Consider the following 17,505-nt stretch of genomic DNA (forward strand, 5'->3'; position numbering starts at 1 on the left):
TGTGATAAAAAAGAGTGAAGTTCAAATTCACTCTTTTTTATTTGGATTTTTAAGGAATGAAATTGATATAATGATGAGTAATAAGGGGGGAGAAATGATGGGAATACATATTAGAAGAGCAATAAAGGATGATATACCAGGTATAGCAAAGGTGCATGTTGATAGTTGGAAGACAGCGTATAAAGGGATATTTGCTGACGAAATTCTAGATAATATAGCATATGAGAAACGAGAAAAACAATGGGAAGATATTTTTCAAAAAGAAGGTAATCATCAATTTAGATTTGTAGCAGAGAATTTAAATGGAGAAATAGTTGGATTCATCGATGGGGGAGTAGAAAGAACTGGTACATATAATTGTGATGGAGAATTATATGCAATCTACCTTTTACAACAGTATCAAGGAATGAAAATAGGACAAAAGTTATTTCAAGCTTTATTATCGGATTGTATAAACAATGATATGCAATCACTTTTAGTTTGGGTTGTTACGAATAATCCTTCTAAAAAGTTTTATGAAAAATTTAACCCTGAAAAAATTGATACGAAATTTTTAGAGAGAGTAAGGGTAGAAGAAACAGCGTATTGTTGGAGAGATTTAAATTTGTTACAAAAACAAACAGCTATATAGATTTATACATATAATAATATTATGTAAACATATCATAGGGAAAGGTATACCTCATTTGGTGTACCTTTTTATTAATCCATCAAAAAATGGATTAATAAAAAATAGTAGGTAATTAGTTTGAAAGCAAGAAATTTTCTAGTGTACTTTTAACTAGATTAAAGAAAAGAAAGAAAAAAATAAAAATTTAATTTGATAAAAAATTCCGAAATATACTCTTGAATTGAATATCATTATCAATTAGAATCAGAATTGATAACGATATTCAATTATCGTTTATTATATAAAATTTCGATAGCTTTAATATAAAGAGGAGGACCAACATGCAGCATGCGAAACAAATCGCAGAACATGCAACATTACAAAGCTTTTTAAACTGTTATTTAAGAGAAACAGGGAGTGGAGAATGGATTACAGAGGATGAAAGAATGAAAAGTATCTTCAGTAATACGTTGAATAGAGATACAGTCCCCACATATTTATGTTGTCGGCTATCGGCACAGAACGTTACTTTGTATGGAGAAGTTATATATAAATCATCAACAGATCGCCATTTGTTTGGAGAACAATTTTATTATCAAATTGGAGATAGTAATTCCGTTATTACAGCAGATTACGTTACAGTTATTACGTTTTTAATAAAAGAGATGTCGATCAACTACGGAGAAGGAACGAATCCTGCGGAACTTATGCTTCGAGTTATCCGCAGTTGTCAAAATATTGAGGAATTTACAAAAGAGAGAATAGAAGATACATCCGCATTATACGGTTTCCATACAACTTTTATAGAAGCGGAGCAGTCTTTATTATTTGGGCATTTAACTCATCCTACACCAAAGAGTAGACAGGGGATATTGGATTGGAAAAGTGCAATGTATTCTCCAGAATTAAAAGGGGAATGTCAGCTTCATTATTTTCGGGCACATAAAAGTATAGTAAATGAAAAATCATTATTATCAGATTCTACAACAACGATTATAAAAGAAGAATTAAGTAATGATGAGATGGTTAGTAAGGAATTTATAGCGAAGTACTGTAAGGAAGATCAATATGCATTAATTCCAATTCATCCGCTTCAGGCAGAATGGCTCTTGCATCAAGCTTACGTACAAGATTGGATAATTCAAGAATTGCTTGAGTATATTGGTCCTGTAGGTAAGTATTATATGGCAACATCATCACTAAGGACGCTATATCATCCCAATTCGAAGTATATGCTTAAGTTTTCATTTCCGGTGAAAGTAACGAATTCAATGCGTATTAATAAACTGAAAGAACTTGAGAGTGGTCTTGAAGGGAAGGAAATGTTAAATACGGCTATTGGTGAAGTACGAGAAAGATTTCCAGGATTTGATTTTATTTGTGATCCAGCCTTTATTACATTAAATTATGGAACACAAGAATCTGGATTTGAAGTGATTATTCGTGAGAATCCTTTTTATAGTGAACATGCAAACGACGCAACATTAATTGCTGGGCTAGTTCAAGACGCTATACCTGGGGAGCGTACGCGGTTATCGAATATTATTCATCGCCTAGCAGATTTAGAAAGTAAAAGCTGTGAAGAAGTAAGCTTAGAGTGGTTTAGACGATATATGAATATTTCTTTAAAGCCAATGGTATGGATGTATTTACAGTATGGTGTTGCATTAGAAGCTCATCAGCAAAATAGCGTTGTTCAGCTAAAAGATGGTTATCCGGTCAAATATTATTTCCGTGATAATCAAGGATTTTATTTCTGTAATTCAATGAAAGAGATGCTTAATAATGAATTAGCTGGTATTGGAGAACGTACTGGAAATTTATATGACGACTATATTGTGGATGAGAGATTTCGTTACTACTTAATTTTCAATCATATGTTTGGCCTCATTAATGGTTTTGGCACAGCAGGATTAATTAAGGAGGAAATTCTTCTCTCGGAATTAAGGTCTGTACTTGAATCATTCCTTCCATATAACCGGGAACCTTCTACATTTTTAAGAGAATTATTGGACGAAGATAAGTTAGCGTGTAAAGCAAATTTACTAACGAGATTTTTCGATGTCGATGAGTTAAGTAATCCATTGGAGCAAGCTATTTATGTGCAAGTACATAATCCACTCGTTAGAGAAGTGGCTGTTCGTTCATAAATAACGTTAAAATTTCACGTAATACAAATAATGGTATTTTGTCATAAGGTGGAGGGTTTTATGAGAGTGGACATGTATCATACGAAAGTATTGAAGGCGCTCGAATCAGAAGATTACATTTCAGTACGAAGAAGAGTGCTACGTCAATTAGTAGAATCGTTAATTTATGAGGGGATTATTACACCGGTTCGCATAGAAAAAGAAGAACAACTTCTTTTTCTAATACAAGGACTTGATGAAGAAGGCAAAAGTGTCACGTACAAATGCTATGGCAGGGAACGGATGACATTTGGACGTATTTCGTTAGACTCATTAATAGTAAGAGTTCAAGATGAACAGCAAGAAATACAATCTGTCTCGCAATTTCTAGAAGAAGTTTTTCGGGTTACTAGTGTAGAACAAGCTAAATTAGATTCTTTTATACACGAATTAGAACAAACAATATTTAAAGACACGATTGCACAATATAAAAGAAATAATAAGAGAGAATATACTCAAAAATCTTACGATGAGTTTGAAAGCCATTTAATAGACGGCCATCCATATCATCCTAGTTATAAAGCACGTGTTGGATTTCAATATCGTGACAATTTTCAATATGGTTATGAATTTATGCAGCCAATAAAACTCATATGGATTGCAGCGCATAAGAATTATGCGACTGTAGGTTATGAGAATGAAGTGATGTATAACAACCTTTTAAAAGAGGAGATTGGCGATCGTAAATTAGAAGAGTTTATGGAACGAATTCGTAATAAGGGATGTAATCCAAAACAGTACGTGTTTATACCTGTTCACCCATGGCAGTGGGTGAATTTCATCATTTCAAATTATGCGGATCATATACAGGGGAAATTTATTATTTATTTAGGAACATCTGAGGACGATTATTGCGCGCAACAGTCAATGAGAACATTAAGAAATATTACGAGTCCAAAGAAACCGTACGTTAAATTATCGATGAATTTACTCAACACTTCAACACTTCGTACGCTGAAACCATACTCTGTTGTGAGTGCACCAGCAATATCAAATTGGTTAAATGATGTTGTAAGTAATGACGCCTATTTAATGGATGAAGCACGTTTAATCTTGTTAAGTGAGTTTTCAAGTGTAACGTATGACACGAATAAAAAAGCTATATATGGTTCATTAGGATGTATTTGGCGCGAAAGCATTCATAAGTATTTAGATGCACAAGAAGATGCAATTCCTTTTAATGGTTTATACGCTAAAGAGAAAAATGGTACACCAATTATTGATGCGTGGTTGAATAAATATGGAATGAAGGATTGGCTACAATTACTTATTCAAAAAGCGATAATACCAGTTATACATCTTGTTGTAGAGCATGGCATCGCACTGGAATCACATGGACAAAATATGATTCTAGTCCATAAAGAAGGGGTGCCTGTTCGTATTGCGTTAAAGGATTTTCATGAAGGGCTTGAGTTTTATCGTCCATATTTGAAAACGGTTGACAAATGTCCCGACTTTACTAAAATGCATAAAACATATGCGAATGGAAAAATGAATGATTTCTTTGAAATGGATCGCATTGAATGTTTGCAAGAGATGGTGTTAGATGCACTATTCCTGTTTAATTTAGGCGAATTAGCATTCGTACTTGCGGATGAATATGGATTGAAAGAAGAACATTTTTGGATGATGGTTGTTGAAGAAATTGAAAATCATTTAAGAATATATCCACATTTGAAAGGTAGATTTGAAAATATTCAATTATATGCACCTACATTCTATGCTGAACAATTAACGAAACGTCGATTATATATGGATCTGGAATCGCTTGTTCATGAAGTTCCAAATCCATTGTATAGAGTAAGACAACTTATGAAACAAAAATCAGCTGTTACAGGGGGAAATTATGCTAATCGTTAATAAACAAGAGTATAGCAAAAGTGATTTTGAATCGAGATTACAAGTTTATGAGGAAATGGAACAATTTAAAGAAGCAGAAGGAAATAGATTTGCACTTTGTCTGAAAGATCCATTCGATATTATTACGATTGTGTTTTTCTTAAAAGAAAAGAAATCATCAGTATTACTTATACATGAAGATACACCAAAAGAAACAGTTATTGAAATGGCAAAGCGTGCAAATTGTGTAGGAATTTTATATGGAGAATATGGCGATTTTACAAAATTAGAAGTAGGGAACTTTTTACTAGAAGAGCCTTCTTTATTGCAATATAGTTCTGGAACTACAGGGGAACCGAAACTAATTCGTAGAGCATGGACGGAAGTTGATACGGAAATTACCGCTTATAATGAAGCTTTAAACTGTGAAGTAGATGAAGTGCCAATCGTTATGGCTCCTGTTTCACATTCATACGGACTAATATGTGGTACTTTATCAGCAATTAAGAGGGGGAGCCAGCCTGTAATCATTACGAATAAAAATCCTAAATTCGCATTAAATATAGTTCGCAATACAGAGAAACATATTATATATGCAGTACCACTTATGTTACACATTATGGGGAGTTTTCCATTAGGAACGTTCCAGTTTCATAAAATTATGACATCAGGATCGCCTTTGCCAGAAGCACTATTTTATAAACTAAAAGAAATGACAACATATATGATGCAGCAATACGGTTGTTCTGAAGCAGGTTGTATTAGTATATGTCATGATATGAAGAGCCATTTAGATTTAGGAAACCCTTTACCTCATGCGAGTATAAGCATAGGTTCAGATGAAAATGCACCGGAAGAAATCGTCGTGAAAATGAATGATAAGGAAATCTTCACGAAAGATTTAGGGTATAAATCTGAGCGTGGCATTCATTTTATGGGGCGTATGGACGATGTAATTAATGTTTCGGGATTAAAAGTCTTTCCTATAGAGGTAGAAGAAACGATGCTTCGATTGGAAGGTGTTCAAGAGGCAATTGTATATCGAGGGAAACATCCTGTCATGGGCGAAATAGTTAAAGCGAAAGTGATCTCTCATGTTGATCCAGTACAAATAAGAGAATGGTGTATTCAGCACTTACCTTCTTATAAAGTTCCCCATGAAATTGAAAGTGTAAATGAAATTCCTAAAAATAAAACTGGAAAAGTAAGTAGAAAGTTACTAGAGATGGGAGAGGTTACAACATGAGACGGGAAGCGTTAAAGAATGCCGTGTTAAAAATTATGATAGAAAAAATGGAACTGAAAAATGTAACGCATTTAGAAGAAACGATGCGCTTAAATCAAGATTTATATATAGATTCGGTAATGATGTTACAGCTTATTGTATACATAGAAATGGATATAAAGCTATGCGTTCCAGAGGATGAGGTAGATCCAAAGGCATTTCTTACTGTAGGATCTTTGCTTGATTTTATGGAGGAGTTACAAGAAGTAAATGTGAATAACTAACCTTTAGGAAAGTGGATGAGAGTATGACTTCAATAAAAGTGCACTGTTTAGTGAGTTGTTTTTGTGAAATTATAAAAAGGCGTAGCGACATTGATTTTCGTCCATTTTATTTTGGACTATGGGATGGAGATTTTGATATAACAGAAGGCGGAATTATTTCATATCACTCTGAAAACATTAACCATGATCATTATTTACTTTGGTTTGAAAAATTGTACGGTATTAAAGTAAACGAATGGTATGATCATGCAAAAGATAAAGATAGCAATGTAGAAACGTTTTTAGAATTAGTAGAAAACAAGCCGGGAAATCGTTATGTCATTGTAATGGTTGATATGTCTCTATTACCAGAGAGGGAAAATAAATTTCATCAAAAACCGTTTCCACATTATTTAATGATATCAAAAACAGAGAAAGAAGAAGAGTGGTTCATGCTAGATCCTGATTTTCGTTGGGAAGGAAATATGGAAAGAGAAAAAGTACTTCACTCTATTCAAGATAACCCATTTGGTGGAGGGTATTTCATTGATATAGAAGGAATTGGGGAGCCAACGCAAGAAACAGTAGCTAGTTATTTCACAGAAACATTCAAAAAGAACGACAATGAACTGACTATGGAGCTGAAAAATTTAATTGTAAAAATGGCAAATGAGGAAGAAGGATATGCGCTTTCTGGACTTGTAGCAGCAGTAAAACAAATACCAGTACTTGCAATTCGTAAATATAGTTATGAGCATGCCTTTGCATACTTCCGTGAAACGTTGCAATATTCGGAGCAAGAATTTGATTATTGGTGTGATCGGGTAGAGGATATTGTACAAGGATTTACAAATGTACAGTATCGTGCAATTAAAATGGCAATGACGAATAATAAAGGTATGCTAGTATCGATTATTGAAAAACTGGATGAAATGAATGCGATTGAACTGCAAATTAAGAAGGAATTAGAGAGACAGTTTCTATCATGGAAAGGTATGAAAACAAATCAGTCTGTCGCAACTTTTTAATAAGCTAACTGAATTTAAGATAGGGGAGTTTAATGCTATGAAATATTCGCTATGTACCATTTCATTTCGTCATCAATTAATTTCATTTACTGATATTGTTCAATTTGCATATGAAAACGGTTTTGAAGGAATTGAATTGTGGGGGACTCATGCACAAAATTTGTATATACAAGAACGCGAAACGACAGAACGAGAATTGACTTTTCTAAAGGATAAAAACTTAGAAATTACGATGATAAGTGATTACTTAGATATATCATTATCAGCAGATTTTGAAAAAACGATAGAGAAAAGTGAACAACTTGTAGTACTAGCTAATTGGTTTAATACGAATAAAATTCGCACGTTTGCTGGGCAAAAAGGGAGCAAGGACTTCTCGGAACAAGAGAGAAAAGAGTATGTGAAGCGAATACGTAAGATTTGTGATGTGTTTGCTCAGCACAATATGTATGTGCTGTTAGAAACACATCCCAATACACTAACGGACACATTGCCTTCTACTATAGAACTATTAGAAGAAGTAAATCATCCGAATTTAAAAATAAATCTTGATTTTCTTCATATATGGGAGTCTGGCGCAGATCCAATAGACAGTTTCCATCGATTAAAGCCGTGGACACTACATTACCATTTTAAGAATATATCTTCAGCGGATTATTTGCATGTGTTTGAACCTAACAATGTATATGCTGCAGCAGGAAGTCGTATTGGTATGGTTCCGTTATTTGAAGGTATTGTAAATTATGATGAGATTATTCAGGAAGTGAGAGGTACGGATCTTTTTGCTTCCTTAGAATGGTTTGGACATAATGCAAAAGAGATATTAAAAGAAGAAATGAAAGTATTAATAAATAGAAAATTAGAAGTAGTAACTTCGTAATGTGAAATGATGTGAGAGTCTCGTTTTAGAGGCTCTTTTTTTATGGTAAAAAATAACCAAAAATTTCCATGTATTTTAATTTGAATTTAACACAATTTATATATAAATAAGGAGGTGATTGGTAATGGCTAGAAATCGTAATTCTAATCAATTAGCATCACATGGAGCACAAGCAGCTTTAGATCAAATGAAATATGAAATTGCACAAGAGTTTGGTGTACAACTTGGCGCTGATACTTCTTCACGTGCAAACGGTTCTGTAGGCGGTGAAATTACAAAACGCCTTGTAGCGATGGCAGAACAACAACTTGGTGGCGGATATACTCGCTAATTGTAGAAGGTTATAGGAGAAAGGAAGGATTCTTCCTTTCTTTTTTTTTCAATTAATTGGTATGGATATATTGTGAACTGGATTCAAAGAATAGGAATAATACTATAATTTCCCCAATTTCTTTTGTTGTGAATGGGAAGTAGTAAAGATGTAATAGCCCTGGTGGAATGAAAAGTTACGTTCCAGCGGGGCTATTATATGGTAAGAAATATATGATGAAAGGTTTCGAAGCCAACATGTTAAAAAAAGAAAACTGTTGTTTAATTGCGCTTGCATCAGTTCCACTTGTTATGACATTAGGGAATTCAATGCTCATCCCAATTCTGCCGACTATTGAAAAGAAATTACATATTTCATCGTTTCAAGTATCCATGATTATTACAATTTACTCTATCGTAGCCATTCTACTTATACCGATTGCTGGTTATTTATCAGATAGATGGGGACGAAAGATGGTAATGGTTCCGAGTTTGCTGATTGCAGCTATAGGAGGAGCGATAACTGGTTGGGTATCTTGGAAAGTTGATAATCCCTACAATTGGATATTGATTGGTAGAGCGATTCAAGGTATTGGTGCTGCTGGTGCAATGCCAGTTGTTATACCGTGTGTTGGTGATTTATACAAAGACGAAAAACAAGTTAGCACAGGTTTAGGAATCATAGAAACATCCAATACATTTGGGAAAGTGCTGAGCCCTATTTTAGGGTCTGCTCTTGCTGCCGTTGTATGGTTCTTACCATTTTGGGCGATTCCAATTTTATGCGTAGTATCAATTGTTTTATTACTTGTTCTAGTAAAGGCAAAGAAACAAGAAGGAGAAGTACCACCACTTAAAGAGTTTATAAAATCTATTCTGTCTACGTTTCGAGAAAAAGGAAGATGGTTAATTGCCATTTTTGCATTAGGTGCAATTATTATGCTTATTTTATTCGGAATTCTCTTTTATTTGTCGACTATACTGGAATCAAAGTATGACATTCATGGTATATGGAAAGGGTGTGTGCTTGCTATCCCGTTACTTGTACTGTCACTTAGTTCATATATGGCCGGTAAAAAAATTGGAGATAATCAAAATGTTATGAAGAAGTGTATCTATATTGGTTTTTTAATGGCAGCTGCATCAGTCATCATTCCTTTATTTATAAAAGGGATTTATTTACTACTTCTTTGTCTCGTTATTATGGGGATAGGGATTGGTATGGCACTCCCATGTTTAGATGCCCTCATTACACAAGGAATTGAAAAGGAGCAAAGGGGAACAGTTACGTCATTTTACAGTTCAATGCGATTTATCGGTGTAGCAGCTGGACCACCTTTATATTCTTTTTTCATGAAAGGGGCGGACCATGAAGTGTTTTATTTGACTAGTATTTTCGCTGCCATTGGTGCTGTCATAGCAATCATTTGGATTAAACCAGCAAAGGATGCAAAGGCGGTAAAACAGAAACCGGAACCTACTTCATAATTTGTAAGAGAATTGCATGATGTTTTGAGTAACATGCAATTCTCTTTCGTTCATTAAGAATAAATAACTTGTTTTAACATATAAAGTGCGACACCCCATATGATGAGACCAGAAAATTTATTTAATAATAAAATTGTCTTTCCGGTTGAGTCTAGTCTTTTTAGAAATTTCCCCGCTAAAGCTAAGCTTATAAACCAAATCCAAGAAACGATAATAGTTGCAAGTGTGAAAGCCCATTTTTCACTTCCTATGTATTGAATAGAATTTGTTCCAATTACACCGATTGTGTCTAAAATAGCATGTGGATTTAATAACGAAACTGATGCTGCGAAAAGGATTTGCTTTTTTAAGGGCATACTTTTTTCTTGTGTTACATCGTTGGAAGGGCTACTTCTCCAAATAACAAAGCCCATGTATAGGAGAAAGAAAAATCCAATTATATATAATGAGTTAGTTAGCCAAGAAAAAGTAAGGAGTACAAGGGAGACACCTTGCACTGCAATCAATATGAGTAACGTATCACATATAGAGGCAGTTAATACTACAGGGGCTGCCCTCCAAATGTTTGGTTGGCTCGCACCTTGGTTAAAGACAAAAACATTTTGTACACCTAATGGAATGATAAGTCCAAATGCAAGAATGATACCATGAATAATTGCTTCACTCATCATATTACCTCCTATTTTAATTCATTATGATAGTGTATATTGTATAGAAGAAATGAAAATTTGTATCCATCCATATGGTTGGGGAGGTTACCAACCAAAAAGAATATAAGGTGATATGATGGAAAGATTCGTTTGGAAACCGGATATGTCTCTAGCGACGCCGCTGTATAAACAAATAGAAACGTATATAAAAGAAAGGATCGTTAATGGAGAATGGACCGTTGGAACGAAATTACCTTCACAAAGAGATTTGGCCCATACATTTGGTGTGAATCGAAGCACAATTGTAATGGCTTTCGATGAACTAGTTGCGAAGGGATATATTGAAGGGAATGGCAGGAAAGGAACAATTGTTGTAAATAATAATGAGAATGTTTCAACTTACGCACCCCCGCCTAATTGGCAGTCTTATGTAGAAACAGGACTTCATTATCCGAATCTCCCAGCTATTCAAGAGATTAATCAAGCTGAATTTTACCCACATGTAATTCGGTTAGGAACAGGTGAGCTCGCGCCGAGTCTCTTACCTGAGAAAAAGATGAAAGAAATTATGAATAACCTTTTAAAGTCAAATGTGACGCTTGGGTATGAAGAGCCGAAAGGAAATCTTTATTTAAGGGAAAAGATTTCCGAATACTTAAAGGAGCATGGCGTATATGTATCTCCTGACTCTATATTAATTGTTTCAGGAGCAATTCAAGCGCTGCAACTTATTTCTATGGGGCTTCTTTCGAAAGGGGCATCAATCTTATTAGAGAAACCATCCTATTTATATTCGCTTAATGTTTTTCAATCAGCAGGAGTACGTTTAATTGGAATCCCAATGGATGAAAGCGGGTTACATACATCATATATTAAGAAATATAAGAAGCAATTTAATGCCTCTATTTTATATACAATCCCGTCTTTTCATAATCCAACGAACTTTAGTATGAATGCGAAGAAACGAATAGAAGTGATGGAAATATGTAATGAAATTGGATTACCTATTATAGAGGACGCAGTGTATCAAGACTTATGGTTTGATGCACCTAGTTCGAAACCTTTAAAAGCCTATGATAAAAATGGAATCGTACTACATATTGGAAGCATGTCCAAAGTAATTAGTCCAGGTTTAAGAATTGGATGGATTGTTGGACCCGAGCCAGTAATTCAAAGATTGTCAGACATAAAGATGCAAACAGATTATGGTTCAAGCACTATATCCCAGCAAATTGCAGCAGAGTGGTTTACAAATGGTCTATATGATGAGCATTTGCGATTTGTAAGAAGTGAATTGAAAAAACGAAGAGATTTTATGTTACTAATGTTAGATAAATATCTTCGTGAAATAGCAACTTGGCATGAACCAACAGGTTTTATATATGGGTACATATAAAAGTACCCATTTCATATCGCAGTTTATTTGATAAAGCTCTGCAAGAAAAGGTTTTATTAAACCCAGGTACTTTATATGATAGAAGTGCAAATCAATTTTTGCGCCTATCGTATTCATACGCAACGTTAGAAGAAATTGAAATAGGTATAAAAAAACTTGCACAACTAATGAAAAAGTAAGAGGAGAAAGTAATGAAACAATATGTAATTTGCCAAATGATCAATGGAGAAAAATATTTAGCTGCTTATGCGGAGACGAAGCAAGAGGCGATTGAAAAAGCAGAACTGTTAGGATTAAGAACGGGAAATCGTTACATAGTTATAACTGCAGAAGAAGCCGAAGGCTTAACGTATCCTTAAACAATGTATGAGATTATATAGGAAGTAAATAAGTCTAGTAATATAAGAATTTACTAGGCTTATTTACTATTAAGTTGTTAAACGTTCTCGTATTTATACGCAAAGTAATAATATTATGAGTCAAGTTGACGAAAAAATCGATTTGTCTTTCGGTCTTGATTTCCTTTTCTATACTCATCAATATATTGCCTAAAGTTCCAAGCTTGTAAAAATTTATTAGCAGAGTTATAACCAGAATTGTAAAGCCAGTCTTTTTCTTCCTTCGTCAGTTCAAAATTAGTACTTGTAATCGTTCCTGTTGGAATTGTAATCGTTCTTGCTTTTGATTCTTTATCTAAATGACGTAAATCATGAGCTTGCATCATTGTTTTAAATAGTCCTTTGAACATAGAAATAGGCTCGTTATAGTGAGCAGGGTCAGCTTGAATCTCATCTTTTACAAAATGAAATCCGAAAGTCGGCCAGCGAGGAGCGGTAGGTGAATCGAAGATCCAAATTGGATAATTACTTAGAATTCCTCCGTCAACCATATAACAAGGCTGCTTCCATTTTGGAGTTCTCCATTTTACGGGTTCAAAGAAGAAGGGGATTGTACTACTCATTCTTACCGCTTTAGCGATAGAGAAGCGATAATTTAAAAATCCATAGTTTGGTAAGTCGTCAGGAAAGACAACCATTTTACCATTACTAATATCAGAAGCGATGATTTTGAGTTTGTTTAGATCCGGTAAATCAGTAAATAAATGAACACCTTTTTTTCGAAGTAATTCTTCAATCCATTCTTCTATAAATACATTAGAGTATATACCTAGAGTAGTCCATGCACTTAGTCCTTTTCCGATAAAGGGGATTTTGTCAATAAAGGTTTTCTTCGTAAATTTGTTATAATCGATATCAGTTATAATGGTTTTTAGCTCTGAACAAGAATATCCTGCAGCTAAAAGTGCCGCGATAATTGCACCAGCTGATGTTCCAGCTACACGTTCCCATTCATAACCTTTTTCGGCTAACGCGCAAATTGCCCCAACATGCGCAATACCGCGCACACCGCCTCCTTCAAAAACACCATCAATCTTCATTAAACATACTTCCTTTCAAATAAAAGATTTGGAAATGGCAAAAAAGCACGTATTGTACGTGCTTTTTTACAATGGTTTTTAAGTTTACTAGCAGCCTACAAAGCCGCCCCAACAGCTAGCTCCGATGATGATTAGAAGGATGAATAAAACGATTAATAAAGCGAAACCTCCGTAACCACAACCACCACAGCTACCGCCGTAACCGTAACCGCCGCAACTATATCCGTAACCCATGTGGAATTCCTCCTTATATTAAAAATAAAAATGAACGAGGGGAAAATGTACTGGAAGAACTAAAGAACTATCGTGTTTGTAGGAACAATGTATAGTATGCTTTTTTAAACTTGTTCGCGTACGAAGGATAAGCCCGTTTTTGGAGGCTTGTTGATTTTGTAAAGAATGAAGTATAATCTTTGTACTATGATATAAATAAGTATGTAAATGTAAGGAGAATTTATGAATAAAAAAATTGAAGTATTAATTGATAAATATGAACTAACACACTTGAAAGAGGAACTTATTAATACTGTATTTCCTTGTATAAAAGTTGTGCCAAAGCAGCAGGAAACTGTTGCGATAGGTAGTTCGAAAATGGGAGGAGTTCCTGATTTACCAGCTTTATTTGAATATCCAAAGCATAAAGGAAATCCACTACAATTTATCGCGCAATTTAACTTAAGTGATTTACAAAACGTTGGTATGGATCACAATCTTCCTAAGACGGGGATGCTGTATTTCTTTTGCATTGAAAATTATTTTGAAGAAAATGTGAAGCTAACAGAGGGTGGGCGTGTACTTTATTATGATGTTCCTGTAGAGCAATTACGAAGAGGAAATGAAGTACAAGCGAAATATAACCAGTGTGCAATTACTTTTGAACTGACATACAAATTACCAGAACTTTTCATTGAAGATGAGGCTGATTCAGATCGTTTCTTGCAATTACTTGAAGAGCTAATTCCGGATAACTACGATAACCATCAAATGTTTGGTGAGCCATTCTCTGTACAAGAAGAAGTGTTATATGAGACGGGAGAATATATGGGAGTAGACCCGCAGCAAATGACTCTTTTATTCCAAATTGATTCAGATCATAAAAATTGTAATATGGTTTGGGGAGAACTAGGGATGCTATATTTCTGTATTAGTAATGAAGATTTGAAAAATCAACGTTTTGAAAATACATGCTGCGTATTACAAACATGCTAATGAAAAAAGGTTGTTCTTTTTAAAAGAACAACCTTTTTATGTGAATTAGTTAATATGCATAATCTCATATGACCTATACGAAAAAGTATTGTATACTCTGAAACTATACGATACTTTTTCGTATAGTTATAGAATATAAGGAGTGACAAGATGGGAAAGACAAGTAAGTATGTGACAGCTGCCGCACTTTGTTCAACTATAGTAATGGGAGGCTTACAAGCGTCATCTGTATCTTATGCAGCTACAAATCCGACTACAGTGACAGCACAATCAGATGTAAAGTTATTAGATGATTTCAGAAAAGAATTAAAAAAACAGATTGATAATCGAGAAGAAAATATTACAATCACATATAAAACAAAAGATAGAAATGCTAGAAATATTATGGATCAATTGTATGGTGAGTTTAATAAAATTGTAGATGCTGATGAGTATGTAAAATATAATGTAGCGTCTACTAGATATTCCATTAAAGGAATGCCAGGGGACTATACGTTTACACTGCAAGTAAAATACCGTGAATCAAAAGAACAAACTCAATATGTAAAAGCTCAGGCGAAATCAATTGTTGGATCAATTGTAAAACCAGGGATGGATGAGCATGAGAAAGTAAAAGCTATTCACGATTACGTTGTTAAGCATGTGTCTTATGATACGTCTTATCAAGCGTATACAGCATATGAAGCATTAGCGAATCGTTCTGCCGTTTGCCAAGGATATACATTATTGACGTATGAGTTGTTAAAAGAGGCAGGTATTCAAAATCATATTGTAACAGGCACAGGAAACGGACAAGCTCACGCGTGGAATTTAGTGAACATTGAAAACAAATGGTATCACCTAGATACTACATTTGATGATCCAGTACCAGATAAAGCAGGGCGTGCAACTTACTCATATTTTAATATGTCTGACGAACAGTTAAGTAAAGATCATGAATGGGATCGTAGCAAATATCCAGCGGCAACTACAAGTTATTTTGGTGAATTAACAAATAAAATAAAAGCTGGTAGCTCAAAAACTGTCGTATATGAGCAGATGTTAAAAGAAACAAATTTACAATACTTATCTGCAGAATACGGAGCAGAAAATTATAATGAATTTAAGCAAAAGTTGCAGCAAAAGTTTGCAACCAAACCAGAAAAAGTAGAAGTACGATATAAGCAGTCCATGGATGGGACGATGCAAGATATAAAGAAAGTATTAAATGAAATAAATTGGCCAAAAGGTGCAAAGCGTGTGTCTTATCAAGTAGCGCCTTACAGTGCATTGGCGGGTTATTCATTAGCGACAATTACATTTACGTATTAAGCAATGAGAAAGAGCATCTGTAAAAGATGCTCTTTTTATATTTATCGATCACTTTAAAATTTTGGGAATTATGTGATAAAATAAAAAGGAGAGGATGTGAATGCTGAATGAACTTGTTCGAAAGTAATATTTTTACATTGATATATACTTGTTTAGTAATCGGACTTATCGTTTTGTTTTTCATATCATTTACTTTGTTTATTAGAAGAGTATTACAAAGCAGTGCTGCAAAGAAACACCACGTGATTAATATGAACCAGAAGCTAGATCGAATCATTGAATTGCTTGAAAAAGATAAGAAATAGCGATAGAAGAGGTATGAAAAGGGGAAAGAGAATGGCCAATTATATAAAAGAATTACGTGAAAAAGTAGGACATGATTATGTTTTCTTAAACTTTGCCGGTGGTTGTGTATTTAATAAAGAAGGAGAAGTATTACTGCAAAAAAGAGGAGACTTTAACGCTTGGGGATTTCCAGGTGGTGCAATGGAGATAGGAGAATCAGCTGCGGAAACTGCAATCCGAGAAATAAAAGAAGAAACCGGGTATGATGTAGAAATAAATGAGCTTATTGGAGTGTATACAAAATATTTTCAATCATATCCAAATGGAGACAAGGCCCAGTCAATTGTGATGTTCTTTTCATTCTCAATAGTTGGAGGTGACAAAAAAGTAGATGGTGATGAAACGTTGGATTTGAAGTTTTTCCCGTTAGACGACATGCCACCGTTATTTTGTAAACAACATGAAGATTGCCTGCAAGATTTATTGGAGAAAAGAGTAGGGGTATATCGTTAACATATAAAAAAGAAGCTAAATGAAGATTAGCTTCTTTTTTATGTTTCATTTATTTCCACCAATTATCAAACATTGACGCTGGTACTTGTCTTTTATGCTCACTCACTGTGTAACGTTTTTCAATTTTCTCTGCAACGTCAGCTGGAACTGCTTTACCTTCTAAATAATCATCTAATTGATCATAAGTAATACCTAACTCTGTTTCATCAGCTTGACCTGGTTTTTCATCTAATAAATCAGCTGTTGGCATTTTTAAGTACAGTCGCTCGTCTGCGCCTAACTCTTGTAATAATGCACGTCCTTGGCGCTTCGTTAATCCCGTTAATGGTAATAAATCTGCACCACCATCTCCGAATTTTGTAAAGAACCCTGTTACAGCTTCTGCAGCGTGATCTGTTCCGATAACAAGTAGCCCTTTTTGTCCACCAATTGCATATTGAGTAACCATACGGATACGTGCTTTCACGTTACCTTTATTGAAATCTGTTAATGATTCACCCAATAAGTTTTCATATTGATTTGAAAAAGCATCAACAGTTGAAGCAATATCAAATGCAACAGATTGATCTGCTTGAATGAATTGTAATGCTAATTGTGCATCATCTTCATCTTTTTGTACTTTATAAGGAAGACGCACGGCGATAAACGTTGCATTACCACCTTCGTTACGAATTTCTTCAACTGCAAGTTGTGCTAAGCGTCCTGCTAATGTAGAGTCTTGTCCGCCGCTAATACCAAGTACAAATCCTTTTGCACCTGTTTTTTTTACATAATCCTTTAAGAAATCAACTCGTTTACGAATTTCAATTTTTGGATCAATTACAGGCTGAACATGTAATGCTTTCATAATCTGTTCTTGTAATGTCATTATG

18 protein-coding genes and 1 pseudogene are annotated in these 17,505 nt (G+C 34.4%); 15 read left to right on the plus strand and 4 right to left on the minus strand.

What is annotated here, in order from left to right:
• Window positions 1-94 precede the first annotated feature (94 nt).
• The 9 genes from HFD78_RS15870 (at window position 95) to bcbE (ending at window position 9,831) form a co-directional block, all read left to right on the plus strand.
• Window positions 95-631, plus strand: coding sequence for a GNAT family N-acetyltransferase (locus tag HFD78_RS15870; protein WP_033667347.1), 537 nt, complete (start codon window positions 95-97; stop codon window positions 629-631).
• 320 nt (window positions 632-951) lie between these two features.
• The gene (locus HFD78_RS15875) at window positions 952-2,760 is read left to right on the plus strand and encodes an IucA/IucC family protein (protein ID WP_001163356.1); all 1,809 of its coding nucleotides are present in this window, start codon (window positions 952-954) and stop codon (window positions 2,758-2,760) included.
• 60 nt (window positions 2,761-2,820) lie between these two features.
• Window positions 2,821-4,659: an IucA/IucC family protein gene (locus HFD78_RS15880; protein ID WP_001261838.1), complete on the plus strand. Its 1,839-nt coding sequence runs from the start codon at window positions 2,821-2,823 to the stop codon at window positions 4,657-4,659.
• Window positions 4,646-5,884, plus strand: a complete 1,239-nt coding sequence (locus HFD78_RS15885; protein WP_191968089.1) for an AMP-binding protein — start codon at window positions 4,646-4,648, stop codon at window positions 5,882-5,884. The genes HFD78_RS15880 and HFD78_RS15885 overlap by 14 nt, the downstream gene beginning before the upstream one ends.
• Window positions 5,881-6,147 (plus strand): petrobactin biosynthesis protein AsbD, encoded by a 267-nt coding sequence (gene asbD, locus HFD78_RS15890; RefSeq protein WP_001250558.1) that lies wholly within the window; start codon window positions 5,881-5,883, stop codon window positions 6,145-6,147. The genes HFD78_RS15885 and asbD overlap by 4 nt, the downstream gene beginning before the upstream one ends.
• A 23-nt stretch (window positions 6,148-6,170) precedes the next feature.
• Entirely contained in the window at window positions 6,171-7,154 is a 984-nt protein-coding gene (locus HFD78_RS15895; protein WP_000200708.1) for a DUF6005 family protein, read from the plus strand.
• A gap of 37 nt (window positions 7,155-7,191) precedes the next feature.
• On the plus strand, window positions 7,192-8,034 hold the full coding sequence (locus HFD78_RS15900; RefSeq protein ID WP_000877670.1) for a sugar phosphate isomerase/epimerase family protein: 843 nt from the start codon (window positions 7,192-7,194) through the stop codon (window positions 8,032-8,034).
• A gap of 124 nt (window positions 8,035-8,158) precedes the next feature.
• Window positions 8,159-8,365 carry an alpha/beta-type small acid-soluble spore protein gene (locus tag HFD78_RS15905; protein ID WP_000113545.1) on the plus strand — a complete coding sequence of 69 codons (207 nt, stop codon included), beginning with the start codon at window positions 8,159-8,161 and terminating at the stop codon, window positions 8,363-8,365.
• A 236-nt stretch (window positions 8,366-8,601) separates the two neighbouring features.
• Entirely contained in the window at window positions 8,602-9,831 is a 1,230-nt protein-coding gene (bcbE, locus tag HFD78_RS15910) for a bacillibactin exporter BcbE (protein ID WP_033667350.1), read from the plus strand.
• 53 nt (window positions 9,832-9,884) lie between these two features.
• Here bcbE and HFD78_RS15915 read toward each other — a convergent pair whose 3' ends face one another.
• Window positions 9,885-10,499, minus strand: a complete 615-nt coding sequence (locus HFD78_RS15915; protein ID WP_001287305.1) for a LysE/ArgO family amino acid transporter — start codon at window positions 10,497-10,499, stop codon at window positions 9,885-9,887.
• A gap of 118 nt (window positions 10,500-10,617) precedes the next feature.
• Here HFD78_RS15915 and HFD78_RS15920 point away from each other — a divergent pair.
• Together HFD78_RS15920 and HFD78_RS15925 are read left to right on the plus strand one after the other, a co-directional pair.
• Window positions 10,618-12,056, plus strand: a pseudogene (locus HFD78_RS15920) (aminotransferase-like domain-containing protein).
• 12 nt (window positions 12,057-12,068) lie between these two features.
• The gene (locus tag HFD78_RS15925; RefSeq protein ID WP_000816389.1) at window positions 12,069-12,236 is read left to right on the plus strand and encodes a DUF3933 family protein; all 168 of its coding nucleotides are present in this window, start codon (window positions 12,069-12,071) and stop codon (window positions 12,234-12,236) included.
• A 113-nt stretch (window positions 12,237-12,349) separates the two neighbouring features.
• On the opposite strand, the gene HFD78_RS15930 is transcribed toward HFD78_RS15925, so the two are convergent.
• Window positions 12,350-13,315, minus strand: a complete 966-nt coding sequence (locus HFD78_RS15930; protein WP_000686789.1) for a patatin-like phospholipase family protein — start codon at window positions 13,313-13,315, stop codon at window positions 12,350-12,352.
• 87 nt (window positions 13,316-13,402) lie between these two features.
• The gene (locus HFD78_RS15935) at window positions 13,403-13,549 is read right to left on the minus strand and encodes a YjcZ family sporulation protein (RefSeq protein WP_000540425.1); all 147 of its coding nucleotides are present in this window, start codon (window positions 13,547-13,549) and stop codon (window positions 13,403-13,405) included.
• Between the two features lie 222 nt (window positions 13,550-13,771).
• On the opposite strand from HFD78_RS15935, the gene HFD78_RS15940 reads away from it, so the two are divergent.
• The 4 genes from HFD78_RS15940 to HFD78_RS15955 all read left to right on the plus strand — a co-directional run bounded on the left by HFD78_RS15940 (window position 13,772) and on the right by HFD78_RS15955 (window position 16,633).
• Complete coding sequence (locus HFD78_RS15940) at window positions 13,772-14,524, plus strand: YwqG family protein (protein ID WP_001034837.1); 753 nt, start codon at window positions 13,772-13,774, stop codon at window positions 14,522-14,524.
• 150 nt (window positions 14,525-14,674) lie between these two features.
• Window positions 14,675-15,835: a transglutaminase domain-containing protein gene (locus HFD78_RS15945; protein WP_000520858.1), complete on the plus strand. Its 1,161-nt coding sequence runs from the start codon at window positions 14,675-14,677 to the stop codon at window positions 15,833-15,835.
• 107 nt (window positions 15,836-15,942) lie between these two features.
• Window positions 15,943-16,140, plus strand: coding sequence for a DUF4083 domain-containing protein (locus HFD78_RS15950; RefSeq protein WP_001048102.1), 198 nt, complete (start codon window positions 15,943-15,945; stop codon window positions 16,138-16,140).
• Between the two features lie 31 nt (window positions 16,141-16,171).
• The gene (locus tag HFD78_RS15955; protein WP_000024999.1) at window positions 16,172-16,633 is read left to right on the plus strand and encodes an NUDIX hydrolase; all 462 of its coding nucleotides are present in this window, start codon (window positions 16,172-16,174) and stop codon (window positions 16,631-16,633) included.
• A 49-nt stretch (window positions 16,634-16,682) separates the two neighbouring features.
• Here HFD78_RS15955 and nadE read toward each other — a convergent pair whose 3' ends face one another.
• Complete coding sequence (gene nadE / locus HFD78_RS15960; RefSeq protein ID WP_000174892.1) at window positions 16,683-17,501, minus strand: ammonia-dependent NAD(+) synthetase; 819 nt, start codon at window positions 17,499-17,501, stop codon at window positions 16,683-16,685.
• Window positions 17,502-17,505: the final 4 nt, after the last annotated feature.

It is taken from the genome of Bacillus sp. EKM501B (genome assembly GCF_011800505.1).
Taxonomy (GTDB): Bacteria; Bacillota; Bacilli; order Bacillales; family Bacillaceae_G; genus Bacillus_A; species Bacillus_A cereus.